Annotated in this window: 19 protein-coding genes and 2 tRNA genes; 3 read left to right on the top strand and 18 right to left on the bottom strand. The window is 59.5% G+C overall.

What is annotated here, in order from left to right:
• Positions 1–29: 29 nt before the first annotated feature.
• From pstA to CI601_RS04225, 3 genes are read right to left on the bottom strand one after another with little or no spacing between them, the layout of a single operon-like run.
• Positions 30–1,010: a phosphate ABC transporter permease PstA gene (gene pstA / locus CI601_RS04235; RefSeq protein WP_024627439.1), complete on the bottom strand. Its 981-nt coding sequence runs from the start codon at positions 1,008–1,010 to the stop codon at positions 30–32.
• On the bottom strand, positions 1,007–1,960 hold the full coding sequence (gene pstC / locus CI601_RS04230) for a phosphate ABC transporter permease subunit PstC (RefSeq protein ID WP_121914421.1): 954 nt from the start codon (positions 1,958–1,960) through the stop codon (positions 1,007–1,009). Before pstC ends, pstA begins: the two co-directional genes overlap by 4 nt.
• The gene (locus tag CI601_RS04225) at positions 1,957–3,105 is read right to left on the bottom strand and encodes a phosphate ABC transporter substrate-binding protein PstS (protein ID WP_121914420.1); all 1,149 of its coding nucleotides are present in this window, start codon (positions 3,103–3,105) and stop codon (positions 1,957–1,959) included. The genes pstC and CI601_RS04225 overlap by 4 nt, the downstream gene beginning before the upstream one ends.
• A 329-nt stretch (positions 3,106–3,434) precedes the next feature.
• Here CI601_RS04225 and CI601_RS04220 point away from each other — a divergent pair, with 329 nt between their 5' ends.
• Positions 3,435–5,006: an MDR family MFS transporter gene (locus tag CI601_RS04220; protein ID WP_121914419.1), complete on the top strand. Its 1,572-nt coding sequence runs from the start codon at positions 3,435–3,437 to the stop codon at positions 5,004–5,006.
• A 140-nt stretch (positions 5,007–5,146) separates the two neighbouring features.
• On the opposite strand, the gene CI601_RS04215 is transcribed toward CI601_RS04220, so the two are convergent.
• The 14 genes from CI601_RS04215 to CI601_RS04150 all read right to left on the bottom strand — a co-directional run bounded on the left by CI601_RS04215 (position 5,147) and on the right by CI601_RS04150 (position 22,271).
• Entirely contained in the window at positions 5,147–5,944 is a 798-nt protein-coding gene (locus CI601_RS04215; RefSeq protein ID WP_259465311.1) for an HNH endonuclease family protein, read from the bottom strand.
• 54 nt (positions 5,945–5,998) lie between these two features.
• Positions 5,999–6,847, bottom strand: a complete 849-nt coding sequence (locus CI601_RS04210) for an aldo/keto reductase (RefSeq protein WP_121914417.1) — start codon at positions 6,845–6,847, stop codon at positions 5,999–6,001.
• A 129-nt stretch (positions 6,848–6,976) separates the two neighbouring features.
• On the bottom strand, positions 6,977–8,254 hold the full coding sequence (locus CI601_RS04205) for a class C sortase (RefSeq protein WP_183129744.1): 1,278 nt from the start codon (positions 8,252–8,254) through the stop codon (positions 6,977–6,979).
• Positions 8,255–8,637: 383 nt separating this feature from the next.
• A complete protein-coding gene (locus CI601_RS04200) occupies positions 8,638–9,477 on the bottom strand; it encodes a hypothetical protein (protein WP_121914415.1) in 840 nt (279 codons plus the stop codon).
• 190 nt (positions 9,478–9,667) lie between these two features.
• Complete coding sequence (locus tag CI601_RS04195) at positions 9,668–11,680, bottom strand: pilin N-terminal domain-containing protein (RefSeq protein ID WP_121914414.1); 2,013 nt, start codon at positions 11,678–11,680, stop codon at positions 9,668–9,670.
• 243 nt (positions 11,681–11,923) lie between these two features.
• Positions 11,924–13,438 (bottom strand): L-arabinose isomerase, encoded by a 1,515-nt coding sequence (gene araA, locus CI601_RS04190; protein WP_121914413.1) that lies wholly within the window; start codon positions 13,436–13,438, stop codon positions 11,924–11,926.
• 30 nt (positions 13,439–13,468) lie between these two features.
• Positions 13,469–14,161 carry an L-ribulose-5-phosphate 4-epimerase gene (locus CI601_RS04185; protein WP_121914412.1) on the bottom strand — a complete coding sequence of 231 codons (693 nt, stop codon included), beginning with the start codon at positions 14,159–14,161 and terminating at the stop codon, positions 13,469–13,471.
• A gap of 64 nt (positions 14,162–14,225) precedes the next feature.
• The gene (locus CI601_RS04180) at positions 14,226–15,839 is read right to left on the bottom strand and encodes a xylulokinase (protein ID WP_121914411.1); all 1,614 of its coding nucleotides are present in this window, start codon (positions 15,837–15,839) and stop codon (positions 14,226–14,228) included.
• A gap of 101 nt (positions 15,840–15,940) precedes the next feature.
• Positions 15,941–17,062: a LacI family DNA-binding transcriptional regulator gene (locus CI601_RS04175; RefSeq protein ID WP_029676182.1), complete on the bottom strand. Its 1,122-nt coding sequence runs from the start codon at positions 17,060–17,062 to the stop codon at positions 15,941–15,943.
• Positions 17,063–17,100: 38 nt separating this feature from the next.
• Positions 17,101–17,808 carry a ribonuclease HII gene (locus CI601_RS04170; RefSeq protein WP_121914410.1) on the bottom strand — a complete coding sequence of 236 codons (708 nt, stop codon included), beginning with the start codon at positions 17,806–17,808 and terminating at the stop codon, positions 17,101–17,103.
• 7 nt (positions 17,809–17,815) lie between these two features.
• Entirely contained in the window at positions 17,816–18,580 is a 765-nt protein-coding gene (lepB, locus tag CI601_RS04165) for a signal peptidase I (RefSeq protein WP_121914409.1), read from the bottom strand.
• A gap of 145 nt (positions 18,581–18,725) precedes the next feature.
• Positions 18,726–19,097: a 50S ribosomal protein L19 gene (gene rplS, locus CI601_RS04160; protein WP_024627419.1), complete on the bottom strand. Its 372-nt coding sequence runs from the start codon at positions 19,095–19,097 to the stop codon at positions 18,726–18,728.
• A 222-nt stretch (positions 19,098–19,319) separates the two neighbouring features.
• Positions 19,320–21,017, bottom strand: coding sequence for a glucose-6-phosphate isomerase (pgi, locus tag CI601_RS04155; protein WP_121914408.1), 1,698 nt, complete (start codon positions 21,015–21,017; stop codon positions 19,320–19,322).
• 129 nt (positions 21,018–21,146) lie between these two features.
• The gene (locus tag CI601_RS04150) at positions 21,147–22,271 is read right to left on the bottom strand and encodes a mannose-1-phosphate guanylyltransferase (RefSeq protein ID WP_121914407.1); all 1,125 of its coding nucleotides are present in this window, start codon (positions 22,269–22,271) and stop codon (positions 21,147–21,149) included.
• Between the two features lie 121 nt (positions 22,272–22,392).
• Between CI601_RS04150 and CI601_RS04145 the strand changes: the two genes are divergently transcribed.
• Together CI601_RS04145 and CI601_RS04140 are read left to right on the top strand one after the other, a co-directional pair.
• Positions 22,393–22,465 (top strand) — tRNA-Thr (locus CI601_RS04145).
• A 40-nt stretch (positions 22,466–22,505) separates the two neighbouring features.
• Positions 22,506–22,586 (top strand) — tRNA-Leu (locus tag CI601_RS04140).
• Between the two features lie 53 nt (positions 22,587–22,639).
• Here the strand turns inward: CI601_RS04140 and CI601_RS04135 are convergent.
• On the bottom strand, positions 22,640–25,576 hold the full coding sequence (locus tag CI601_RS04135) for a hypothetical protein (protein WP_183129743.1): 2,937 nt from the start codon (positions 25,574–25,576) through the stop codon (positions 22,640–22,642).
• Positions 25,577–25,985 lie beyond the last annotated feature (409 nt).

Below are 25,985 nucleotides of genomic sequence, written 5' to 3'. Positions count from 1 at the left end.
TCCGGCCTCCGTTCCTCTCATGGCGGCGCTCAACGGGTCCGCCCAACAGCAAAGATGCGTGAAACCAGCCGCCCCAGCAGGTTGAGCAGCAGGACAATAAGGATCAGCACCAGGGCCGCCGCCCAGGCCCGCTGCATGTGGACGTCAGTCAGGCATCCCGGGTCAGCGCCCGGTCCGCAGACGGCCAGCCCCTGGGAATACTCGTTGTAGACGAAGACCGGCAGGGTGGTCATCCTCCCGGAGAAGAGGTTGGGGTTGGTGGTGGCGATGAAGCCCGATGCTATCAGCAACGGTGCCGTTTCCCCGATGACCCGTGCCACAGCCAGAATGGTGCCCGAGACGATTCCAGGCAGGGCCGTGCGCAGAACAATGCTGGTGATGGTCCGCTGCTTGGTCACCCCCAGGGCATAGGCCGCCTCGCGCAGGTCGTTGGGAACCACGGCCAGCATATCCTCGGAGGTCTTGACCACCGTGGGCAGCATGAGCAGGGAGAGGGCCACTGAACCGGCCAATCCGTTGACGGTACCCGGTCCGACCACCAGGGCAAACATGGAGAAGGCAAAGAGGCCGGCCACGATGGAGGGAATCCCACTCATCACGTCCACCATGAGACTGATGGCCTTGGCCAGGCGACCTCCATGGGCGTACTCAACCAGGTAGACCGCGCACATGACGCCCACCGGAATGGATATGACCATGGATCCAAGGGTGATCTCCAGGGTGCCGATTACCGCGTGCAGAATACCGCCATAGCCCCCGGTCGGCGTGGGGTTGCCCCCTACCACACCGCTCATATTGTGAGTGAGGAAGTCCGGTGTCAACCGTCGCACACCCTTGGACAGGCTGACCCAAAGCACCGAAACCAACGGAATCAGGGCCACCAGGAAGGAGAGCCCGATCAGGACGGTCATCAGCCGGTCCTTGCGCTTGCGCGCACGGATGGAGGACCTGGTTGGCCTGAAACGATCAAAATCGATAACCGGCCCACGATCAGTGCGGCTTGCCATCATGCACCCGCCTTTGCTGTGATCCTACGCGCCAGATAATTGACGATAAAGGTGATAATGAAGAGGACCAGACCGGTGGCCACAAGGAGGGCCACACCCTGGGAGTCCGCCTCAGGGAACTGGGCAGCGATGTTGGCGGCGATGGTTTGGCTTTTGGAAGCCTGGAGCAGCCGCAGGGAGTAGCTGAAGCCTGGCGAGAGGATCATCAGCACCGCCATGGTCTCGCCCAGGGCGCGTCCCAGCCCCAGCATGGAGGCCGAAATGATGCCCGAGCGACCGAAGGGCAGAACTGCAAGGCGGATCATCTCCCACTTGGTGGCGCCCAAAGCCAAGGCGGCCTCCTGCTGCAGTCGAGGGGCCTGGACCAGGATGTCGCGAGTGACCGAGGTGATGATGGGCAGAATCATGACCGCCAACACCAGGGCCACGGTGGCCACGGACCGGGCCGGGGCTGCAACGGGTCCGGAAAAGAGCGGAATCCAACCCAAATGAACAGACAGCCAGCGCCAAAAGCCGGTGATATCGGGAACCAGGACCAGAGCCCCCCAGAGCCCGTAGATCACCGAGGGCACGGCGGCCAGCAGGTCAATCACCGTGCTGAGCAGCGTGGACAGGCGGGCGGGGGCGTAGTAGCCGATGAAGAGGGCGATGCCCAGGGAGACAGGAAAGGCCAAGAGCAGGGCCAGGCCGGCAATCAGAATGGTGCCGAAAACCAGCGGACCCACATAGCCCAGGAAACTGCTGGCCCGTCCACCGCTCAGGGAGAGGATGGCCTGGGTGCGGGAATCCGGGTCCCCAGTGAAGGCTGGAAAGGCCCGCAGGATCAGAAAGAGGGTGACCGCAGCCAGGGCCAACAGGATCAGGATGCCCGCCCCGGTGGCACAGGCCTTGAAAATCCTATCCACCCGCTTGGCCTTGTTCAGGGTTGCGGTCCCGTCAGGTTGCTCGCTCATGCCTTCCCCCCGATGGTCTCCACCGAAGCCATGGCCTGACTGCGCAGCCCCTGCCCTAGCTCGGCGCTGCCCGCGTTGGCCGCAGCCATACGCTGGCCCTGCTCGCTCAGCAGATAGGTCAGCCAAGCCTTGGCGAACCGAGCCTTGGATCCGTCTTGATCATGTCGATAGGCGGTGCAGACCACGTCGTAGGAGACCAGGACGATGGGATAGGTATGCTCCCGGCTGGTGCGATGGTCCACAGCCAGAACCACCCGTCCAGGCTGGCTGGCCTGGGGATCCCGCTGGGCCAGATCGAGCAGGTTGGCCGTGGTCTTGGCCGTAGGCGGCTGCCAGGTCTTCCCCACTTGGACGGCCACCGTACCCAGCCCGGTAGTCTGGGCTGCGTCCGCATAGCCAAAGGTGCCCTTCGCCTGGTTCATGGTCATGACCACTCCAGCAGTGCCCTTGGCGCCCTGCCCCAGGCCGTTGGGCCAATTCTCGCCCGCTGGGTAAGGCCAAGCGGACCCGGCCGTGTCGTGCAGGTAGTTCAGGAAGCTTTTTGTGGTGCCCGACTTGTCCGAACGATGAATCACGGTGATGTCCAGGTCGGGCAGATTAGCTCCCGGGTTGAGGGCCGCTATGCGCGGATCCCGCCAATTGGTGACCTTTCCGGAGAAGATCATGGCGATCAGAGCCGGGTCCATCCGCAAATGGCCGCCCGAACCCTTCGGCCACAGATCAGGCAGATTGTAGGCCACAGCGATTGGTGTGGCGTAAACGGGCAGGTCAAAGGCCGTACCGGAACCGCAGACCTGACGCGAGCGCTCAAGCTGCTCTGTTGTCAGCGGTGCATCGGTTCCGGCCCAGATGGTCGAACCCGAAAGGAAGGCGTTGACACCAGCACCGGAACCTGCCGGATCATAGGAAATACGCGCCCCTGGATGCTGCTTGCGGAAGCCGGCTATCCAGGCCTCGTCGGCGCTCTGCTGGGAGGATGCGCCGGATCCGGCGAACTCGCCCTGGAACAGCGTCTGATTTGCAGTGTTGCCTGTTGTGCTGCTTGCAATGGGGACGTTGTCACCGCAGGCCGCTAGGGGAATAATCATTGCCAGGGACATGAGGAGGGCCGGGAATCTACCACGACCATGACCATGTGCGTGCATGCTACCTACCTTGACCGCCGTTTCATTTCAAACGTCCGTCCTTATCAGCCCGTGTTGGACTTTCCCGTATTCACATTAGCGAAGCCCGCCTCACACAGCATACTGGAAACGCTGGCCGTCGGACAAACTCGTTACATCCGCGTCAGCCATGTGGAAAAAACCAATCACAATCCACAGCCGGGTATATCATAAGGTCATTGTCAGACGCTTAGCTCTCTTGTTCTTTTTCATAGTGTCACCGGTATCGGTATGCCCTGATTTGCTTTCTAGGACGGCACCGCAGGGAGCGGTATGCGCAGCGAGGACTAACCCGAAGGAAGTGGTGGTGCATGAGGAAGCAGGAGCTCGCCAGGCAAGGGCGGACCCTCAGCAAGGATGGAGCCTTCGTCAACGGAAAGCTCACCCATGAAGCCTTCCTGTCGCTGGCCATCCTGACCGTCATCACCTTCCTGGGCAACTTCACCCAGTTGCAGCTGGCTTCGGCCCTGCCCACCATTGTGGACGAGTTCCACATCACCCTGACCACCGGCCAGTGGCTGACCTCGGTATTCCAGCTGGTCATGGGCGTCATGGTGCCGTTGACCGGCTTTCTGACCAAACGCTTCTCCACCAGGCAGATCGTCATCACCTCCATGGCCGTCTTCACCCTGGGATCCCTGCTCAGCTGGCAGTCGCAGACCTTCGCCCTGGTCCTGCTGGGCCGCATCCTGGAGGCCGTAGGCACGGGAACCATGTGGCCCGTCCTGCAGATCACCGTCTTCTCCATCTATCCGTTGGCCAAGCGCGGTATGGCCATGGGCACTGTGGGCCTGGCCATGAGTGTAGCCCCGGCCATCGGCCCCACCCTGGGCGGCTGGCAGACCGATGCCAACGGCTGGCGCTCCATCTTCCTGACCCTGAGCATCTGCGGGGCCGTGGCGCTGCTCCTGTCCATCTTCGGCCTGCGCAACTTCGGCCAGCGCGATACCAGCGTCAAGGCGGACTTCTTCTCGGTGGCCCTGTCCATCTTCGGATTCGGCGGCCTCATGTTCGGCTTCACCAACATCGAGAACTTCCCCATCACTTCCTTCATGACCTGGCCCTTCATGTTGGTAGGCCTGATCGGGATCATCTGGTTCGTTCTACGCCAGCTTCACCATGACAAGCCCCTGCTGGACCTGCATGTGCTGCGGATCAAGAACTTCACCGTAGGCACCATCATCGCCTCCATGTCCTTCTTCGCCTTCAGCTCGGTCACCGTCATCCTGCCCATGTACATCCAGACTGACCGCGGCTTCTCGGCCACCATGAGCGGTCTGGTCATGCTGCCAGGAGCCATCGGCACCGCCATCGCCCAGTTCTTCGGCGGTCGGCTGCTGGATCGCTGGGGCGCACGGCCCGTGGCCATGACGGGCTGCTCAGTGCTGCTGCTGGGCACTATCGCCATGAGCATGATCGGTGCCAACACCTGGATCGGCCTGGTCTCCATCTGCCAGTTCATCCGCCAGATCGGCATGGGCTTCACCCTGATGCCCTTGACCACCTGGTCCCTGAACAACCTGGCTCCCAAGGATGTTTCAGCTGGTTCGGCCGTCACCAACACGGCCCGTCAGATTGCCGGCGCTGTCGGCGCACCCATCCTGGTCATTCTCATGGAGACCATCACCGCCCTGCGTCACAACGCCATGGGCGGTGGTCACTCCACCCAGATCGCAGCCAACATCTTCGGCGTACAGTGGGCCCTGCGCATCTCGGCACTGATCTGCCTGGGCATGGTTCTGCTGGTCTACTTCGGCGTTCGTGGAAACGGCGCCGGCTCCGGCCGTCAGATGACCCGCATGCTCCTGCGCCACATGCACATCATCCACACTGACGCTCCTGCCGTCACTGCCTCCCCCGCCGACTCCAAGGCCCAGGACTGATCACAGGAAAGTCATTCATCAACATCCGCTGGATCCGAGCAGATTCATCGCAGGGTGCAATATCGACAGACTGGTAAACACATGATGCCAGTTGTCAGTCGACCCTTTCGGCGGAAGCATAGGTCTTCGTAGACTCGCGATCAGCGATCCTGCGGAAGAGGTTGGCCTGGGCAAGTATGCAGAACAGCCAGCATGGCCTGTTTTTCCGAGCTGGTGACACTCAGGGAGTATTTGTCCTTGACTGCAATCTGACGGGCCACATAGGAGCACTGATAATCCTTGTTTTCGGGCAGCCAGTAGTCGGCCGAGGCACTCCCCTTGGCCTGGTTGGCGGGGCCGTCCACAGCAAGCAGATTGTAGGGGTCGTTGCCAAAACGGTAGCGGCGGGCCGTATCCCACTTGCTGGCTCCTGACCGCCAGGCATTCTCCAGGGCGACCACGTGGTCGATCTGCACGGCGGAGCTGGTCTTCTGGCCTCTGACAAATTCGATGGTTCGCCCCGTGTAGGGATCCTGCAGACGACCGCTGGCCACCTTGCACCCGCCGGGAGTAGTGGTACGCAGGTCAGTCAGGTCGCGGGTCAGCACATCCTCGCGTACATTGCAGCCGTTGCCATCCTCATCGGTCTCCTTGAAGCCGAAGGAATCACGCCGGTACTGGCGGCCAGGGCGGGCATGATCATCCACAGTCAGACCCTGCAGGGTCTGGGCCGCATCGCCGGTTGCCGTATATCGGCCGGTCAGCCGTCCGACTCCACCGTTGACCCTTGGCAATATCAGGCCGATGGTGATGCCCAGCACCACAGCCACTACCAGAAGAATCAGCACCCGTTCCGTGAGCGATTCGCGACGAAAGCGGGCCGGGGCGGGATTCCTCCATGTCGAACCGTACCGGCTGCGTCCTCGATACCGATATCTTCTGCGTCTCGGGCCGCTCATCTGCCGCCGATACCTCCTATGTCGACTGCTTGCATGAATCATCCATCATAGCGGTCAGGCGTAGGCGTAGGTCATCGGGTCGTGTCCTGCACGTACCGGGGAGTCCATGGCATCGATGGCGGCATGCTCTTCAGCGGTCAGGCTGAAGCTGAAGAGGTCCAGGTTCTCCGCCTGCCTTTCCCGGTGGACGGACTTGGGGATGATGATGGTACCGTTCTCGATGTGCCAGCGCAGTACCACCTGAGCCGGCGTTACCCTGTGGGTCCGGGCGATTTGCTCCAGCCTTCCGCCACCGGCTGTCAGGTCTGCACCGCGCGCCAATGGCGAGTATGCCTCGACGGCGATGCCATGCTCCTTGCAGAAGGCGGTCACCGTGCGCTGCTGCCAGCTGGGGTGCAGCTCGATCTGATCCACGGCAGGGTACTCCCCCGTCTCCCGGTGCAGCCGTTCCAGATGCTCGGGTAGGAAGTTGCAGACTCCAAGGGTTCGCACCCGCCCCTGGTCACGCAACCGATGGAAAGCTCGCCAAACCTGGTCGGCCCGCCAATCAAACGGCGTGGGCCAATGGATCATATACATATCGACATAGTCGGTGCCCAGCAGGGCCAGCTGGCGGTCGAAGGCCCGCAGAGCGCTGTCATAACCTTGTTCGGAGTCACGAAGCTTGGTGGTCAGCCACAGGTTGGCACGCTCAGGTCCGCTCTGGCAGCCGAAGGCCTTAAGGCCACGACCCACGCCGCCTTCGTTGAGGTAGCCCGCTGCTGTATCGATGTGGCGATAGCCCAGTTCCAAGGCAGAGCGCACTACTCCGGCTGTTTGATCATCGTCGATCCTGAGCACGCCCAGACCCACCTGCGGAATGCGATTGCCGTCAGACAATAGAATGTCAGGAACTGCTGTCATAGTCCACACCTTCCCAGGATGTAGCCCAGCCGTCTGCCGGGCCGTGCTCGCTCCATTTTAGAGCCAGGCAAAAGCCCGGTTACAACGGAACAGGCCTATGTGGTCAAACCTGCCCGCTCATGCACCGGCTTATATTTTGCTGATGCTGAAGAAGTACAGCACGTGGGTATCGAACCAGTGGTAGCCAAGGTCGAATACGGGCAGCAGGCTGATCTTCATCATCATGCCGACCGTGCCCCAAGCGAAGAACAGGCCGAGCACCGCCAACAGCCACATGAAGGCGCTGCAGATTCGTCTGGTTTTGATCAACCGGCGACGGCGGGTGGCTTCTGAACGGGTCTCCTGCTCATGGCTGACCATGATCGTAGCCAGCGGCTCCCCCATGGCCCCCGGTCCTGTCGCCCGAGATTCCAGATGCTCCATCTGCTCCAGCTCGTGACGGCAGTTGCGCCTGCGGCGTGAGAGCAGATACCAACCCACCAAGCACGCCAGGAACAGGGCCAGAAGCACCCAGACCATGTAAATGGGCGCCCCCTCCGGTTGGGTGGGAGGTACGTCATCGCCGATATAGTGACCACGCACTATCAGACGGTGGGAATTAACACCATAGGGATAGCAGGTCAGCAGGGTCACATAGTTGGAATTCTGGACTGGCTGCAGTGCACTGACATCGGTAGGCAAGATGATCTTAATCTGGTCCACCTTGTAGCTCATATGCCGCTTGAGCACTCGTATCTGGAAGACGTCCCCCTTGCGCAGCTGCGTCAGGTTATCGAAAAGCATGTAGCCGACTTCGCCGGTGTGTCCAGTGATAACGGAGTGGATGGTTCGGTTGTCTGTAGGCACGTGAGTCGTGGCGATGTGTCCTGTGCCGTCTTTAAGCACCGCATCACTAGTGCCGTGCCGCACGGGCAACTTTACGTTGATCTTGGGGATTTCGACATAGGCCATCATGCCCTTGCCGTCTACATTGAGGATTTTGTAGTAGCGACCCAGTGGTTCCTTGACTTCCTTGTACTTGAAGGGGTCCCTCAGCGTAGGCTTGCCTAATTCCTCGTCGTACTTCTTGGCATCACGCCACATGGCTCTGCGCTGTGCTGGCGAAAGTGCATCCACGATCTGATCGTAGTTGTCTACTGCGGAGGAATCCTTGGAATAGTTTACATATGCCGCCAACAGCGGGTAGAGGAAGATTGCCAGACCAATCAGGAAGGCCAAGGTCTCCAGGAGGCCGAACCCACGCCCTGACTTGCCAGCCTTACCACCGTTCTTGGCCTGTTTGGATGCTGCCGTAGCTGCCTGACCAGCGTTGCCTTGTTGACTTGTGTCCTGGGAATGATGTCCTGAAACCACAATTATGGGAGCCGACGTTGCAGCTTGGCCTGGGACAGACACTGGAGCAGCCATTGCATCTGAATCATCCGATGCTGAAGCTCCTCTATCCTTAGGTGTTGCCGAAGGCGGATAGGAGGGTGGTATATCGGAACTTGGAGCATAGGCAGGCGGCATATCTGCTTGCCCAGCAGGTATGTCTGACGAGGATGATTCAGTCGGAATGGACTCATATGCAACATCACCGTTGCCGGCGGCATGAACTGGGCTCATACTAGCGGAGTCAGTGTTCTGGTCCATCTATAGCCTTCCTCGCACAGCACTTCAAATAGTCCAGTTACAACCTTTTGACATACAAAGACCGGCGGCACCTATATGATACCGCCGGTCCTTATACATCCTCACAGATGCCTACGATGCCATTTGCTAGCATCACACCGACATGGGCATGAGAATACCTAGTGTTCATCCCTGTTCCAGGAATGGGCGACAACCGCCAAGTAGAGGCCCATCATGGCCAGGACCATAAGCAGAATGCCAGGCGCTACCATGGAGACGCCAGTAGCTGCAAGCTTTCCTGATCCTGGTCGCACGACTGGCACGACCTGAGACATATCCTGAGGTATGTCCACAAGCTTGGGGCTTATAGTCACATCATAAAGTGGATGGACTTCACCCTGCTCGCGGTAGAGCGGCAACTGTACGACCACAGGATCGGTTTTTACCTTTGCATTCTTGGGTGTTGCTACCAGAGTGACCAACCAGTATGAAGCATGGAAGTAGTCGCCATCAAAAACCGCGGGACTGCCTCCGTTCAGGCTGGATGCATCTAAATCAAGATTAGCTCCTGTAAGCCAGACACCTTGTGATTTGGCTTCTGATGCGTTGGTTATAGTGCCGTCTTGATCAGACACACCGTAGTATTCTGCGGGTTGTGTCTTGTCCTTGAAAGCATCTGGGTTGGCTGCCACCTCGTTACTGATGGCCGCTTGTGCCTTATCAGCGCCAGGATTGTGGTCTAATGCCTCCACCCGGCTCTTCAGAGTACCGGCATCCAGCCTCAGGGCACGAAAGACATATCCTGCTCCAGCAGATACAGGAGCACTCGGCAGAATGTCGTTCTGACCACCTTGACCTGAATGCCCTCTCTTGAGTTGCACCGTCAGGGTCGGGTTGACTGTCTCCGCCTCTGCCGCCGGCGTCATATCGAAAGCGGTAAGACCTAAGCAGGCCAAAGCCGCGATCAGACAGGGCAGGACCCGGTGGGTTAGGCATTTCGGCAAGGCAATTCCCTTCATAAACCTTCCCTTCCAAGGCCGCCTTTCGACGACGTGGTTGCGTCAGTTCTGCTGATCCAAAAACCAGACCAGCTTCCCGACATGTGCGGACCGCAGAAGTTCAACGTTCCGTATTAAAATGGCGGACGATTCACGGAGGAACCGTCCGCCATCGGGTCACCTCACATGATTCTTGATGTGACCGTGATCATCAGGCCCGGGCGGCGTTATTGCGCCGATTGCGGGCGTAGAGGGCACCACCCATGAGCAGAGCGCCAACAACCAGCAGCAGCAGAATGCCACGACCACCAGTCAAAGGCAGGGCCAGAGGCGAATCAGCGTCATTGGTCTTGTAGTGGGCCAGATACTTAGAGATTGCGACATTGTTGAACTGCATCTGAGTATCAGCAGGCACTGAACCGACAGGCACATCAAAGTGTCCGAAGCTCAGTTTCGAGTAGTCTGGCTGCAAAGTAGCGTTATTGCCATATTTCTGAACAATAGCTTCCTCAGTTAAGCCCACGTCCCCAAAAGTAACCGTTCCGAAGGGGACACCAGGGTTGCGCCAATCATCTGGAGTCTTGGTTTCGACCAACTTCCAGCTTGTATTTTGGACTGTCTTATCAGCTGCCTTTGTACCAGCTTCGAAGATTGGCAATCCCGCGAAGACTACCAAGCCTTTATCGTTGGCAGTAGCCTTGTAAATCTGAACGCCCGCAGGAGGTGTTTGTTGCGAACCATAGAAGTTACCATCCGAACCCAGGTATTTATCTGTCGAACTGTCATCCTTAACCAGACGATATTCCGTACCAGGCAAAGCTCCATACTTCGGATTCTGATGATCACTCTGCACAGAGCCAAAAGCTAACACTGCATTGGTGACGTTTGTATGAGATGGCACAGGATCCTGTGGATCACCTTTGGTATTCCTATTATCGCTAAAGTCAGATGCCGCATCGTTAACTACACCACCGGTACCTGTAGAATCACCATCACCGGTGACCAATGCATCATAGGTGACTTCAAGCTCCATCACTGGTGTTCCGACGGACTGCGCTTTTGAAACACCGCTGGCTGTAAAGAAGTTGAATACCCAGTAAGTCACATTATTCGAAGGTGCATCTGCAAACATCTTCTGTGTAGGATCATTCAAACGAGCTGGATTTGTGTTAGTAGTTGTATCCGATGAGAAGTCATCGGTGTCTTTCAGTTCTACCGTCTTAGCACCAGAACCAATACCCCGAATGTCAGCCTTGATGGTGGATGGATCGCCCTTCAGCGAGCTAGACATACGATCAGCAAGCCTTACATCGGCGTTTTTACCCGCCAACTCCTTGATATCGAGCTTTCCATCGTTTGTAGCAGAGTTACCACCATCATTGTAGATCTTCTGAGACAGCTTATAGGTAATCGTATCACCCGCAGTTGCTGTGGTTTGATTCTTGACAGTCTTGTCGGGACCCTTCACACTTTGCACAGTCTTGGCGAACTGTTGAGAATTCATATTCTTTGGATACAGGTGCAGGTGATAGATAAAACCACGCGTCTTGTCTTGATCTGACCCATTAGTTGCATAAGGCAGACCGAAGAAAGAATTTTGCGCAGGCTTGTAATTCTTCTTGTCAAGCTTGTTTGGGCCGTCGGTGAAAGCAGGAGAATGATCCTGGTCCTCAGACAGGATGTAGTAATGATTGGGGCCTGTTGGGAAAGCCGCTTTCGTACCAGTTATATTCCCAGTGGTGGAATCAATAGTTACTGACCCGTCTGAATTAGCCGAGTACCACGTGTCAATGACACCATGACCGTCAGTCACACCAGCGTATGGTGTAGTACCTTCCTTAGTGGTATAAGTAGTGTCGTCTTTTGCATCGATATCAGCCCAACTCTTGCCTGCTAATGGCTGCACTTCCGTAACTTTAAACAGAATGCCTTTTGCAGGAGTCAGATCGTTATTTTTGTTCAGCTGATCGACATCTTTGGCTGAACCGGTAGGTGCATAGCTGTCACCCAGTGACATATACTTCGTAACCGTTAACTGAGGTACCTTGGTGGTATCCAGATCGCCTGCTACGAAGTCATCTTCAGCAGCAAATCCATAGTCAGTAGCGGCCGAAGCCTGGGTGGCTGGCAAAACGACCATGCCCGCCAGGAGCGTCGCTCCGGCAACCGCCAAGCCTAAAAGCTTAGGGAGCCTTATCCCTTCATTATCTCGTTGCATGTGCATGCACGCATTCCCTTCTTTGTTAATAGGCACAGGATGGCCAGGCACATCTTCGCCTCCCCAACCGATCACTTCCCCGACTCAGGGGGGTGGGCAATATGTCAACTTTGGGACATGCCACTGTTCCCATTGCCTAATCATCACTGTACCGACAAAATTGGGACAACGCAAACCGACAAGCCGAATATAAAAAGCCCCACCACATGTGCTGTGGCAGGGCCTTGCAATCTGTCCTAAAAGAGGCGATCAGTGCCGGTTGTCCAGCCGGTGGTAGAGCTCGGCTGCACGCAGATCGGCCTCAAAACGGCGCGGTTCGGTGTTCTCGTCGATGACAGCGAGCTCCACGCCGGCCATCCGGGCGAAGTCCTCCCAGGCCTCGCGGCCAACGGTGGTGGTCATGCAGGTATGGTGGGCCGCGCCGGCGCGCAGCCAGCACTCAGCCGAGACCTTGAGCGAGGGCCGGGGCTTCCAGAGGGCACGTGCCACAGGCAGCTTGGCCAGGGACCCGCCGGGCTCGACCACATCCACTACGTTCATGACCAGGCGGAAGCGTTCGCGTACATCCGCCAGGGAGACGACCACAGCATCAGTGCAGGGGGTGGCCGTGAAGACCAGACGCACCGGGTCTTCCCTGTCGCCGATGGACAGGGGGTGGATCTCCAGGCGGGGCCGTCCCTCGGTCAGCAGCGTAGGCGAGACCTCCAGCATGTGGGCGCCCATGATCTCCTCATGGCCGGGCACGAAGTTGTAGGAGTAGTCCTCCATGAGCGAGCAGCCGCCCTTGAGTCCGTAGCCCATGACGTTGCCGATCCGGATCAGAACCGAGGTCTTCCAGTCGCCCTCTGCCGAGAATCCGTACCCGTCAGCCATCAGCCGCTGGGCTCCAACGCCGGGCAGCTGATGCAGGCCTCCCAGATCCTGGAAGTTGTCAACGGCGGCGGTGGCGCCCACCTCTTTCATCATGGCCCGCATGCCGAGCTCCTCGCGGGCGGCCACCACCAGGGAGTCGTACCGGGAGTCCAGAAGTTCGGGAGCCACCTCATAGCTGCGCTTGTAGTCCTCGATCAGATCTTTGACCTGGTCGTCGGTGACGGCGTTCACATGGTCCACGAGCTCGTTGACCGGCCAGGTGTTGACGGAGACGCCGAAGACCCGCTCAGCCTCGGTCTTGTCGCCCTCGGTGACGGCGACATCGCGCATGTTGTCGCCCCAGCGGCAGACCTTCATGTTGTTGGCGGCATCCCAACCGGCGCAGGCGCGTGCCCAGACGCCGATCTTGTCGGCAACCTCGGGGTCGGTGTAATGGCCGACCACGATCTTGCGCGGGATTCCCAGCCTGGTCAGGATGTAGCCGAACTCACGATCGCCATGAGCCGACTGGTTCAGGTTCATGAAGTCCATGTCGATGGTGTCCCAGGGGATCTCCACATGGTGCTGGGTGTTCAGCTGCAGGAGCGGCTTGCGCAGCTTCTCCAGACCCCTGATCCACATCTTGGCCGGGCTGAAGGTGTGCATCCAGGCCACCACGCCGATGCAGGCCGGGTTCGACGAGGCATCGACCATGAAGTTCAGAATGGAATCCGAATCCTTCAGCGTGGGCTTCAAGACCAGCTTGACCGGGATCCGACCCGAGTCATTGAGTGACTTGGCGATGTCCGCCGCCTGAACGCCCACCTGGCGCAGGGTCTCCTCGCCGTAGAGGTCCTGCGAACCAACGGCGAACCAGAGTTCCTTGCCCTCGAAGGGATTTTTCATGCTCATACTTTTGCTCCTTTGCTTATGCTTTCCGGCTCAGTGCTGGCCGTAGACGTGCTGGTACCGGTCGTTGAGCTTGGCTATGTCGGCCGGGTCGATGGGCTTGGGCGTACCGATCTGCTCGGCTGCCCAGGCCGTGTGGGCCACCTCTTCGGTCATGGCCGCCGCCTTGACTGCAGCCTCCGCATCCGCTCCCACAGTGAAGGGCCCATGGTTGCGCATGAGCACGGCCGGGCAGCCTGGGTGATCCTTGAGGGTGTCAACCACGCCCTTGCCGATGGCCTCGGAGCCAATCAGCTCAAAGGGACCCACCGGTACGGGGCCGCCGAATTCATCACCCATCATGGTCAGAACGCAGGGAATGTCCCTGCCGGTGGCCGCCCAGGCGGTGGCATAGGTGGAATGGGTGTGGACCACGCCGTAGACATCGGGCATGTGTCTGTAGATATACGCGTGGGATAACGTGTCCGAAGAGGGAGCCTCGGCGCCGTCAACCACATTGCCATCCAGATCGGTGACCACCATGGATCCCGGGGTCAGGTGCTCATAGCGCACCCCCGAGGGCTTGATGACCATCAGATCGGCAGAGCGCAACCGCTGCGAAACGTTGCCCGCCGTCCAGACCACCAGATTCCACCTGGTCAACTGCGCATGCAGGGTGGCCACCTGCTCGCGCACCAGTTTCACCTCGTCGCGCACCTCGGGCGAATAATCAGCCAAGGACACCATCAGCAACTCCTTTTCCCGGCCCGATCCTGCTGATCCGGCCGCTTGACGTTTTCAGCTCCCGGCCTCATCCCTGCAGGGGAATGGTCTTCACGGCGGCCTGCTCGATGGGCAGGCCCTTGGTGAAGCGGTCGAAGAAGGTTCTGAAGCCCTTCACATCAGCCGGATCCGGCTGCTCTGTTGTGGACTGGACACCTGCAAAGACATTGGCATCCAGGTAGTCGGCCAGAGTCTGGTCGGCATGACCCAGATAGTCGGCCAGGACGGCCATGCCCCAGGCGCCCCCCTCCACAGCGGTGGACATGACCTTGATGGGGGCATTGAAGGCGGCAGCCAGGATCCGCTGGGCCACCTTGGGGGTGGCGAAGATGCCGCCGTGGCCCACCATGGTGTCCACCTGGACATGCTCCTGCCGGGTCATCACATCCATGCCGATGGTGACCGGCGAGAAGGCCGAGAAGAGCTGGGCCCGCATGAAGTTGGCCAGGGTCATCCGTCCCTCGGGGCCGCGGGCAAAGACGGGGCGGCCCTCCTCCAGACCAGCCAGGAACTCCCCGGAATAGAAGCAGTAGTTGATCAACCCGCCGGCGTCCTTATCTCCCTGGAGGGCCTGGTTGAACAGGGTGGCGTAGAGCGCATTCCCCTTCAGGTCCAGACCGGCAGCCTTGGCAAAGTCCCCGAACAGCCCCACCCAGGCGTTCAGGTCCGAGGTGAAGTTGTTGGCATGGCTCATGCCGGCCGGATCCCCAGCCGGTGTGGTGACCGGATCCACCTCGGGGTGGAAGTCACGCAGGGGATGCTCCAGAACCACCATAGCGAAGATGGATGTACCCGCAGAGACGTTGCCGGTGCGGGGACGAACCGCGTTGGTCGCCACCATGCCGGTTCCCGCATCACCCTCGGGCGGAGCCATGGGCACGCCGGGCTGCAGCTGACCACTGGGATCGAGCAAGGCGGCCCCTTCTGTGGTCAGTGCCCCCGCGTCGCTGCCGGCGGTCAATGGCTTAGGCAGCAGGTCGTGGATGTCCCAGGGCTGGTCCTGGACTCGGGGCAGTCGGGAGAAGATGTCCAGCAGGCCCTGGTCGAACTCCTTGCGGGAGGAGTCAATGGGGAACATGCCCGAGGCATCGCCGATGCCGATCACCTTGCGGCCGGAGAGCCTCCAGTGCATATAGCCGGCCAGGGTGGTGATGTAGGCCACCCTGGGCACATGCTCTTCGCCATTCAGAATGGCCTGGTAGAGGTGGGCGATGGACCAGCGCTCGGGAATATTGATCTTGAAGGCCTGCGACAGCTCATCATGGGCCTGACGGGTGTTGGTGTTGCGCCAGGTGCGGAAGGGCACCAGCAGCTGGCCATCCTTGTCGAAGGCCAGGTAGCCGTGCATCATGGCCGAAATTCCCATGGCACCGATCTTGGTCAGCGTCACCCCGTACTGGCGACGGACATCCTCGGCCAGTGCCGCATAGGCCGCCTGCAGACCCTGGTGGATCTGATCCATGGAGTAGGTCCAGAGGCCGTCTTCCAACCGGTTCTCCCACTCGACATCCCCGGTGGCCAGCGTCCGGTAGTCATGGTCGATCAGTACAGCCTTGATACGGGTGGAGCCGAATTCGATGCCCAGACTGGTCGCGCCCTCCTTTAATTCACTCACGATGACGCCTTGTTCGCCAACAACCATGTCTGCTCCTTTGCCTGATATGTTAACGCTCACATAGCCTGGTTACGATTGTAACCGAGACCAAAGCATCAGGCAAACCAGCGGGTGCTAGCCAACAGTGGTCAAAGGCGCTTGATGGCGTAGCCCAGTGACCGACGCTGAATCACATCCGCTTGGATCAGCCCAACCCCATGGTGGGTGACCGGGAAGTCCACCGGCTGCCCCTGGTGAAGCAGGGCCAGGACCTGACGCATGGTGGCCACCCCCAGATCCTCAAAGCGGGGACGGACCGTGGCCAGCGGCGGATACATGTTGTCTACCGTGGGTACATCGTCGAAGCCCACCAGACTGATGTCACTGGGAATGCGGATGCCATGCTCCTGCAGGGACCGGGCCACGCCCACAGCCTGATTGTCATTGGCGGTGACCACGGCGGATGGCAGGGAGGTACCGCTCATGCCCCGCTGATCGATCAGGTGGTTCATCAGCGTGTAGGACTCCCCCGCCTCCCAGCTGCGGGCGTGGACCACGGCGGTTCGTATGCGGCAGCGAGCGCAGGCCACCTTCCAGGAGGCCAGCCGGGTGGCTGCATCCCGCCACTGCGCAGGTCCGGCCATGTAGAGCACCCGTCTATGGCCCCGGGAGACCAGCAGCCGGGCCAGCCGCTGAACGGCACCCCACTGGTCGATTCCGGTCAGGGCAATACGGCCGTCACCCCGTCGGCGACTCAGAGCCTCTTCGACGCTGGTGATGCCATGCGTGGAGGTGACGATGACCCGGGGCTGGCTCACCTCAACCTGGCAGGCGGCCTGGAACATGGTGTCGGTCGGCGTCAGAAAGATGAAGGCATCCACATTCTGCTCCAGGAAGGTGCCGCAGAGTTCCTGGAATCCGGCAAGCGTGCAGGCCGACTCGTCCACCATCATGACCGACATGAACAGTCCATGGGAACGGGCCACGGTCTCGATGGCCGTGATTGACGAAACAGGCCCAAAGAGACTGACACCGCCAGCCACCAGTCCGATGGTCCGGCTGCGGCTGGATGCCAGGGCCCGGGCAGAGTTGCTGGGACGGTAGCCCAGCTTCCTGATGGCCTGCTGGACCTTGATCCGAGTGGCTGGAGAAACGTCCTTAGAGTTGTTGATGACCCTGGACACGGTCTGGTGGGAGACCCCGGCCAGCCGGGCAACCTCGAACATGGAGGGGCGTTTGGACCGTGACCTGCCCCCGCTGCCTGCGGGCATGTGACCTTCTTCCGATAGCCGTGTCGACCGTTCCGATATTAGCCCCTGCCGGGACCGGACGAAGGCAAATGCCAGCTGACCCGGTGCAGACGGCTGGGCCCCAGACGGCGAATGGCCTCCAGGTGCGCAGGCGACCCATAGCCCTTGTTGTGCTCCCACTGGTAGGGGGCCAGGGCGGGATCGGAGGCAGCCAGCCGAACCATAAGCTGGTCACGAGTGACCTTGGCGATGACTGCTGCACAAGCCACACTGGCACAGTGGGCATCACCCTTGACCTGGGTGGAAACCTTGGGCAGAATCGGGAGGTCGGGGGCATCGAAGCTATCAGCGGCCGGGGTGATGTAGTCATGGGGACCGTCGAGGATGGCTGCCAGATTGCAGTCTGCCCCCAGGTTCATCCCATGCTCCAACTCGGCCAGTGCACGCAGAGCGGCGATGCCCAGGGCGTGGACGATGCCCCACTGATCGATCTCATGATTGGAGCAGGCCCCCACCGCCCAACCGGCAGCCCAGTCCTCCAGGTCACGGTACATGGCCAGTCGACGCGCAGGGGTCAGCATCTTGGAATCAGCCACCCCGTCAGGGATCTTCAGATGAGGCAGGTCGGCGGACCGGACCGCCACCACGCCGACCATGGCCGGACCTGCCAAGGCTCCGCGGCCGACCTCATCCAGGCCCAGCACATACTCGGCTCCCTGGTCAGCCAAGGCAGCCTCGGTGGCCAGGGTCGGTAGGATCCGCCTCACAGCCGGTTCAGTCCTGCGTTGGCTCGGGCACGGAGTCGAAGACCTTGTGCTGGTTGTTGAGCAGCTTCCAGCTGCCCACCGGGTAATAGGTCAGCAGTGCGGTGCCCTTGATGTTGTCCATGGGGACCAGGCCATTGTGGCCGTCGTCCTTGTGCAGGCGGGAATCGGCGGAGTTGGAACGGTTGTCACCCATAACGAAGACGTACCCAGGGTCTACCTTGACCTTGAAGGCAAAGGAGCTGGGCTCCACTCCTGGGCGCAGGTAGGAGCTCTCATCCAAGGCGACGCCGTTGACGGTGACTGGGGCGCCATGACCCTTGCAGGCCACTGTGTCGCCGGGCATGCCGATCAGGCGCTTGACCAGGTGACTGCCGCGGAAGCTGGGTGTGGACTCTTCGCCTAGCCAGTTGGCAGGATCAGTGAAAACCACCACATCCCCTCGGCGGGGAGCCATCATGGATCTGGTCAGCCGGTGAGTGGTCAGGATTCTGTCTCCGATGCCAAGGGTGTTCTCCATGGAACCGGAGGGGATGACGTAGATGCTGAACAAAAATATGCGCAGGATGGCGACGACGGCCAGCAAGGCAACCAGCTCGAACAAAAACTCAGGCAGAAAACCGCGTTCGCCCAGCCGCGGGTGACTGCCCTTGGTGGAGCCGCGCCCACCCGGGCGGTCGAAGGCATGACGGGGCGGCACCGGGGCTGAGGTGGCCTGCCTGCCGTCCGGGTACCAGAGTCCCGACGAGGTTGCTTCCTCATCCCGAAGGGCCATATCCACTCCTTGTCATCCGCCGGAACCCACACGCAAAAAGGTTCCGCATGCCTCATAGCGTACACACCCAAGCATGGAAAAACCCGGGAGCATTACATCCCGGGTGTTAGCGGCCAGGCCTGGACTGGGTCGCCCTGGCTGAATCCTACTTGTTGGACTCGGCCTTGTTGTCGCGACGCTCGACAATGCGGGCGGCCTTGCCGTGCAGCCCACGCAGGTAGTAGAGCTTGGCGCGGCGGACACGGCCGTGGCGCAGCACCTTGATGGAGTCAATCTGCGGGGAGTGCAGAGGGAAGCGACGCTCGACGCCCACGCCGAAGCTGACCTTGCGCACCAGAATGGTCTCGCGTACGCCGGAGCCCTGACGGGCAATCACCACGCCCGTGAAAGCCTGGATACGGGAGTTGTTGCCCTCAGTGATGTTGACGTTGACCTCGACGGTATCGCCGGGACGGAAGTCGGGGATCTGCTCCGCAGGCTTCATGTGGCTGGCGTCAAATTCCTGAATCGCGTTCATGCTGTTCCTCCATGGCCGCCGCACATCGACCCATGACATGGACCGCAACCACCAAAGGAGGCGATCCTGGACGGAACCCGACGGTCTGCCGTCGGGGGTGCCGATCCGCCGGAGCATCCGGCTGGACCTGAAAGGAAGGGAGCCCATGCGGCAGCTGCCCTTCCGGCAAACAACTGTCCAATAATATACCACGAGCCGGACCTGCAAGGGCCCGGCTGGACATTAGCGGCGGTGAGCCCGGTAGAAGGCAATCAGGGACTTAGTGGACTGATCCTGCTCGGCCAGCGCCTGGTCATCCCGGGAGATGGCCGGGGTGATCTCGCGAGCCAGCTTCTTGCCCAGCTCAACGCCCCACTGGTCGAAGGAATCAATGCCCCAGACCGTGCCCTCGGTCAGCGTGATGTGCTCGTAGAGGGCAATCAGCTCGCCCAGGGCTGCCGGGGTCAGCGCATCGCCGAAGATGGAGGTGGTGGGCCGGTTGCCGGTGAAGACACGGGCAGGGACGATGGCCTCCGGAGTGCCCTCGGCGCGGACCTCGTCGGCGGTCTTGCCGAAGGCCAATGCCTTGGTCTGGGCCAGGAAGTTGGCCAGGAAGAGCTCATGCACGTCCTGGTCGCCGTCCTTGGCCGGGTTGGGAGTGTTGGCGAAGGCGATGAAGTCAGCGGGAATCAGGCGGGTGCCCTGGTGGATCAGCTGGTAGAAGGCATGCTGGCCATTGGTGCCGGGCTCCCCCCAGAAGATTTCGCCGGTCAGGCTGGTCACCGGGGTGCCGTCCCAGCGCACGGACTTGCCGTTGGACTCCATGGTCAGCTGCTGCAGGTAGGCCGGGAAGCGGTGCAGGTACTGGTCATAGGGCAGCACGGCGTGGGAGTGGGCGCCGAAGAAGTTGACGTACCAGACGTTGAGCAGACCCATCAGGGCAACTACGTTCCGATCCAGAGGAGTGGCGCGGAAGTAGCGATCAACGGTGTTGAAGCCCTTGAGGAACTCCTCAAAGCGCTCGGGGCCGATGGTGATGGCCAGGGAGGTGCCCACGGCGGAGTCCACCGAGTACCGGCCGCCGACCCAGTTCCAGAAGCCGAAGACGTTGTCAGGATCGATGCCGAAGTCGCGCACCTTGTCCAGGGCGGTCGAGACGGCGATGAAGTGCCGACGGATGGCCTCGGCCGAGAGGTCCTCGCCGTCCTTGGACAGCAGGCCACGCTCCCCCAGGCTCTTCAGAAGCCAGGCACGGGCCTGGCGGGCGTTGGTCAGGGTCTCCAGGGTGGTGAAGGTCTTGGAGACGATGATGAAGAGCGTGGTCTCCGGGTCCAGATCGCGCGTCTTCTCGGCCAGGTCGTTGGGGTCAATGTTGGAGATATAGCGGGCGCTGATGCCGGCATCCGCATAGGGCTTCAGAGCCTCGTAGGCCATGACCGGACCAAGGTCGGAACCGCCGATGCCGATGTTGACCACGGTGGTGATCCGCTTGCCAGTCAGACCGGTCCAGCTTCCCGAGCGGACCTGGTCGGCAAAGGCATAGATGCGCTTGAGGGTGTCGCGGACATCGCCCACCACATCCTGGCCGTCCACGATCAGTCGGCCGCGATCCTCCTCGGGACGGCGCAGGGCTGTGTGCAGAACGGCCCTGTCCTCGGTGTTGTTGATGTGCTCGCCGTTGAACATGGCCTCGATCCGCTCCTCAAGGCCGACCTCGCGGCCCAGCTGGGCCAGCAGGGACAGGGTCTCAGGCTGAATCAAGTTCTTGGACAGATCGATATAGAGATCACCCAGCTCGAAGCTGAGCTTTTCGGTGCGCTGCGGATCCTCGGCGAACCATGCGCGCAGATCGATCCCCTGGCGCTGCATGTCGTCGAAGTGCTGGTGCAAGGCCGCCCAGGCCTTGGTGCTGGTAGCGTCCACTGGAGGATTGATGGCCATGGTTGTTCGGGTCCTTTCATGAGGTGATGCCCGGTCTACCGAGCACCCGGTTCTGTAACCCAAACTACTCACAAAAGCAGACAGAAGACAACAAAATCAGTCAATTTTCTTAACGGAGCCGGATCGCTGTCAGAGTATGTCGTCACAGCCGTACTGGGCCAGCTTGGCCACCATGTCCTTGACTTCCTGACTGCGGGCCCTAGGAGCCACCAGGAGAGCATCGGGAGTGTCGACGACGATCATGTCATCCACGCCCAGAAGAGCAACCGTGCGTTCCGAGCCGGGCACGACCATGTCTCCGGCTGAATCCAAATACATGACCCGGTCGGCATCCCCAAGGATCTTGATGTTGCGCCTGTTGGACGACGGGAGCAGGCCCGCCACTGAATTGAAGTCACCGATGTCATCCCAATCGAAGCCCCCTGGAACCACCGCAACGCCACCAGCCGCCGATAGGGGCTCGGCTACGGCATAGTCGAAGGCGATCTTCTCGATGCCCGGCCAGTGCTCCTCCATGGCCTGGCTGCGGGCCTGCCCGCCCTGGTCCCAGACCTGGGCAATGGCCATGATCGCGGCGTGGAGCTCAGGCTTGTAACGACGCAGGCAGTCCAGGAGCACCTGCGCTTGCATGACGAACATGCCGGCGTTCCATCGGTACTCCCCTGTAGACAGGTAGGCCTGGGCTGTAGAGGCATCCGGCTTCTCGACGAATTCGCTGACCAGGTGGGCATCCGGGGCGCCGGGAATGCGATCGGCCAGGGAGGGACCCTGGTGGATGTAGCCGAAGGCGGTGGAGGGACGAGAGGCGGCGATGCCGATGGTGGTCACATAACCGGCCCGGGCCGCTGCCACCGCCTGCCCCACCGAGGCTGCGAACGCTTTGTCGTCGCGGATAACGTGGTCGGCAGCGAAGGAGCCCACGATGATTTCCCCGCCATGCCGCTGGGCCAGCACGGCAGTCGCCAGGGCTATAGCCGCCGTGGAATCGCGGGGAACAGGCTCGGCGAAAAGCGCGTCCTCAGCCAGATCCGGAAGCTGCTGACGCACCTGATCCACATGCCGCTGGCCAGTGGAGACAACCACATGATCGGCCCCGCAAATACCGGCCAGCCGGTCAAAGGTACCCTGGATCATGGTTCTGCCTGACCCCAACAGATCATAGAGAAACTTGGGCCGGTCCTGACGGCTCAATGGCCAGAGCCGGGTACCCACACCACCAGCCGGAATGACGGCATAGAAATCATTGAGATCCATACCTCCATTGTGTCAAGAAGCTTGTACACCCTCGGCCCGAAACCCAAAGCGTTTTTATCGCGCGCATCCAGTATGATGTAGCATGTTGTCTTCTTCCGGCAGATCCGGACGGGAGGCTAAGGCCACTTTAGCTCAGTTGGCAGAGCGTCTCACTCGTAATGAGAAGGTCGACAGTTCGATTCTGTCAAGTGGCTCTTCCACCAGCTGCCCTTTCAACGGCAGGGTATGTCGTACGCGCGAGTGGCGTAATGGTAGCCGCGCAGGATTTAGGTTCCTGTGTCTTCGGACGTGTGGGTTCGAGTCCCATCTCGCGCACGGGTATTAAGAACAGGGCCTGCAAGAACAGGCCCTGTCTGATCCTGCTGGGATCAGTGGCGGCTTTCCTGCTTGTTCCTCAGGCAGGCCACGAAGCCCACCAGACCTAGGGCTATCAGCAGCAGGATTTTGAGCACGGAAAGCGGCCAGCCGCCGGTAAGCGGCAGGGAGGATGTCGAAGGCCGGAACTCCAGCTCCTGCGACACCGAAGCCGACTGGTTCCCGCCTTGGAACCTGCCCTGCGAATCAGGGCCCTCGGCATCATCGGAAAGCACCTGGACGGCGACATCCCCCTGCTTCATCCCTTCAGGAGGAACCGCCTGCCATATGCCCTGGTCCCCCACAGCCACATCCGTGCCGGTATTGTCAGGCCAGGTCACATGCACCATGGTCCCTTTGGTCTCAGGAACCTTCGTGTTGCCGTCCACATACTTATAGGCCTTGCCGGCCACTTGGAAGACGTCATGGCGGTCAATGGTCAGCGTGGTAGGCGTCATGTCGACCTTCCGTTCGATGGAAGCCGGGCCCGAGCGGATGTTCATCGGGTTGATCATCTCAACCTGGAAGGCATAGGTCTGCGTCTCGTCGCTGCCGTTGTAGCCGGTGAACTTGTCAGCGGGAATGTTCAGCGACCAGGACCAGGTGGTAGCTGCCGTCTTGGTGAGATTCAGCGTAAGGCCCGAGGTGGAATCCGTGGCGGAAGACACGGTGCCGACCGCCGCGTCCCTCTGGAAGGTGTTAGCCGAGGTGGTCACCAGGGGCGTCCAATCCGAGGCGGTCTTCTGCTTCATGGAAACAGCCATCCTGGAATCCGTCATCCCCAGCCCTCCCGAGGACCAGGCGAGATAAGTAGGTGATACTTCACCCTTGAATGTGACCACCGAATCCGCCGGCAGGCTCCCGTTTACCGTATGGGGCACCGTGACCGAGAACTTGCTCGCATCCGGGACGTTCTCGCCTGAGACGAAATAAGCCGTGCCGATATTCGAGAAGAATGAGGTCAGGCCGAACCCGGAGATAGACTCAGTTACCCAGGCATGATAACGCCTGTAGCCGCTGTACCTGTTACCCGGATCCGGCGACGAATACAGCTTGTTCGTGTCCTGTATGCGCCAGGAACCCCCCTGTTTGCTGCTAGTGTCGACCTCGCAGGCAGCCTCGCCCAGCCTGAATCCCCACGTATCCGAGCTTTTCACCAGGTCATCGCCATTTGCACCCTGCCCCTCCACAATGGGATTGTTGGGATCCTCCCCGTAGAGAGTGACCTTGTTGGGACGCGCAGCATCCTTTGAGGGCGTGCACTCACCGCTGATTACCGGATCAAGTTTGGTCGTATACACGCTCCCAGAAGCATCCAAGTCGGCATCCGCACCATTCTCGATCTTGGTGATCGTCGGATCATCAGGACGAGGCACATCATACTTATAAAACGCTGTATTAATCGTCCAACCCGCAGAGATATTCGTATCCCTCTGCGCGGCGGACATGTTATCATCGATTCCCACAAGACCAGCGCTCTTAGGGTTGTACACTTCAGGACTGACGGTACAAGCACTGCCGTCCCGATTCGTAGTAACAGGCCAAGTGACCATCTTGAAATAGCCGTCAAGACCCTGCTTCTCCTTGGCCTCCTTGAAATCAATCCCGCCATCATCCTTCTGAGCAGGCATAGGATTGCCATCCTTATCAGTGGCAAAAAGCACGTTGGGGTTGTCGAGATATCTCGGATCCTTTGGACTCACGTTGAAAGCGGAATACTGCCTGACTTGGGCTGCCTTGCTGGTCGTGGTAGTCGCCGTATTGGGAGACGGCTGCTGGCCTGTCACCAGGACCGGCTCAGGAGTCAGCTCATCAACAGGCACCCACTCGCTATCCTTCAGAGCCACCCACTGGTAATAATACGAATTGGTCTCAGAACATATGCCATCAGGATTATTACTTGTACTGCCACGCGGATTCAGCCAGTACACGAAGAAAGACCGTGCCGGGGCTGTGCCCGGAACAGTGGCATTGATTAGCCCAGTAGTGGAAGTGTTCCTATATTCAGGAAAACCATAGTCGGTTACCATGCCCCAATTAGCCTGATTGTTTTGGTAGAGATTTGGATTGTAGTCCCAACCGACCCAAGAATACGGGCCGCTGCACTTCATATCTGCTTTGCTGTCCAAGCAGTAACCCATATACACCTTCATCTGTTTGTCCTTGGACAGGCTTGCCGTGATATTTGAATATCTGTCCTGAGCCTGTAAATCACTCATGGAAGCAGGATCAAAATTTGTGCAATTATCGGTAGTCCAAGACCACGAAGAACTACCGCAAGACAGGGCCTTATTCTGGTCACCAACGATGGCAAAGACATTCAAGGGCTCAGGGTGACCACCAACCGCAAATTTTGCAGGATCAGAAGACGAATCTGCGATATTCATGTCACCCTCAATGGATATGGTCAGGTAGTCATACAAACCAGAATTGATTATCTTGTGAACGGTGAAGAACTCATCCTGATTCCTAGCCCAGGCTAAGGCCCCATCATAAGCATTGGCATTTTTATTGCTGTCTACGTAATCATCTGGAGTTATAGTGTTCATATACCGCACGCGTCTGTAATAGCCAGGGTTGTCAGAACCAACATACTGATAGATGAAGGATAGATTGCATTGTGACGGATTTTTGGTGTCAGTTCCACCAACACCAACACAATCCGGCTTAAACTCATTGTGCTTCACGCGCAGGATGAAGTCCATGCGCAGCTCATCCTGGTAGGCATCGATCCTGTCGTTGAAGGCCATCATCCTATAGAGCTTCGGTGTTCTACTGGCCGTTTCGTCCTGTTCATCAACGGCATTGGCCCGATTGGCCGAAAGGGCGCTCAGCCCAAGCGGAACAACCATGGCCAGCGTCGCCAGAAGGGTTACCAGAACGGCGATGATCTGTCGGCTGACATGCTGCGGACCCTTGGCGCTCCGTTCTTGCAATCGCTTCAATACCATACCCCCAAACCAAGATATAATTATTCCTTAGAGCGGCTCTACTTTGCTTTTAACTTGTCCCCAATAGCTTCGACCCTATCATAGAGATAATAAAATAGCATCATCACTTTTTCTTTACGCGCTTTACGAACACTGAAATTGCAAGCATGATCTGGGATTCATATAGCGTGTTTCGCGAACAGTTTTCGCGACCGTTTACGGTCTTCATGGGGCTGGTCTGGGATGTGGGTGGAGGCCACTTTGTCATGGAAAGGTCGACAGTTCGATTCTGTCAAGCGGTTCTCTCACCAGCCGCCCTTTAAACATCTAGACTCGAGTCCCGTCTCGCGCACAGGCAGGAAACACGAACAGGGCCTGCTCTCATCCCCCGAATTCCACGGAGGTGAGCGCAGGCCCTGCCTTATGCAGC

Source organism: Bifidobacterium sp. wkB344, assembly GCF_003688305.1.
Taxonomy (GTDB): Bacteria; Actinomycetota; Actinomycetes; order Actinomycetales; family Bifidobacteriaceae; genus Bombiscardovia; species Bombiscardovia mizhiensis.
Note: the sequence above shows the minus strand (reverse complement) of the source record. Positions and strands in the feature narration are given on the sequence as shown.

Coding starts and splice junctions, on each gene's coding strand:
- pstA (WP_024627439.1), bottom strand. CDS start 1,010: ATGATGGCAAGCCGCACTGATCGTGGGCCGGTTATCGATTTTGATCGT.
- pstC (WP_121914421.1), bottom strand. CDS start 1,960: ATGAGCGAGCAACCTGACGGGACCGCAACCCTGAACAAGGCCAAGCGG.
- CI601_RS04225 (WP_121914420.1), bottom strand. CDS start 3,105: ATGCACGCACATGGTCATGGTCGTGGTAGATTCCCGGCCCTCCTCATG.
- CI601_RS04220 (WP_121914419.1), top strand. CDS start 3,435: ATGAGGAAGCAGGAGCTCGCCAGGCAAGGGCGGACCCTCAGCAAGGAT.
- CI601_RS04215 (WP_259465311.1), bottom strand. CDS start 5,944: ATGAGCGGCCCGAGACGCAGAAGATATCGGTATCGAGGACGCAGCCGG.
- CI601_RS04210 (WP_121914417.1), bottom strand. CDS start 6,847: ATGACAGCAGTTCCTGACATTCTATTGTCTGACGGCAATCGCATTCCG.
- CI601_RS04205 (WP_183129744.1), bottom strand. CDS start 8,254: ATGGCTGCTCCAGTGTCTGTCCCAGGCCAAGCTGCAACGTCGGCTCCC.
- CI601_RS04200 (WP_121914415.1), bottom strand. CDS start 9,477: ATGAAGGGAATTGCCTTGCCGAAATGCCTAACCCACCGGGTCCTGCCC.
- CI601_RS04195 (WP_121914414.1), bottom strand. CDS start 11,680: ATGCACATGCAACGAGATAATGAAGGGATAAGGCTCCCTAAGCTTTTA.
- araA (WP_121914413.1), bottom strand. CDS start 13,438: ATGAGCATGAAAAATCCCTTCGAGGGCAAGGAACTCTGGTTCGCCGTT.
- CI601_RS04185 (WP_121914412.1), bottom strand. CDS start 14,161: ATGGTGTCCTTGGCTGATTATTCGCCCGAGGTGCGCGACGAGGTGAAA.
- CI601_RS04180 (WP_121914411.1), bottom strand. CDS start 15,839: ATGGTTGTTGGCGAACAAGGCGTCATCGTGAGTGAATTAAAGGAGGGC.
- CI601_RS04175 (WP_029676182.1), bottom strand. CDS start 17,062: ATGCCCGCAGGCAGCGGGGGCAGGTCACGGTCCAAACGCCCCTCCATG.
- lepB (WP_121914409.1), bottom strand. CDS start 18,580: ATGGCCCTTCGGGATGAGGAAGCAACCTCGTCGGGACTCTGGTACCCG.
- rplS (WP_024627419.1), bottom strand. CDS start 19,097: ATGAACGCGATTCAGGAATTTGACGCCAGCCACATGAAGCCTGCGGAG.
- pgi (WP_121914408.1), bottom strand. CDS start 21,017: ATGGCCATCAATCCTCCAGTGGACGCTACCAGCACCAAGGCCTGGGCG.
- CI601_RS04150 (WP_121914407.1), bottom strand. CDS start 22,271: ATGGATCTCAATGATTTCTATGCCGTCATTCCGGCTGGTGGTGTGGGT.
- CI601_RS04135 (WP_183129743.1), bottom strand. CDS start 25,576: ATGGTATTGAAGCGATTGCAAGAACGGAGCGCCAAGGGTCCGCAGCAT.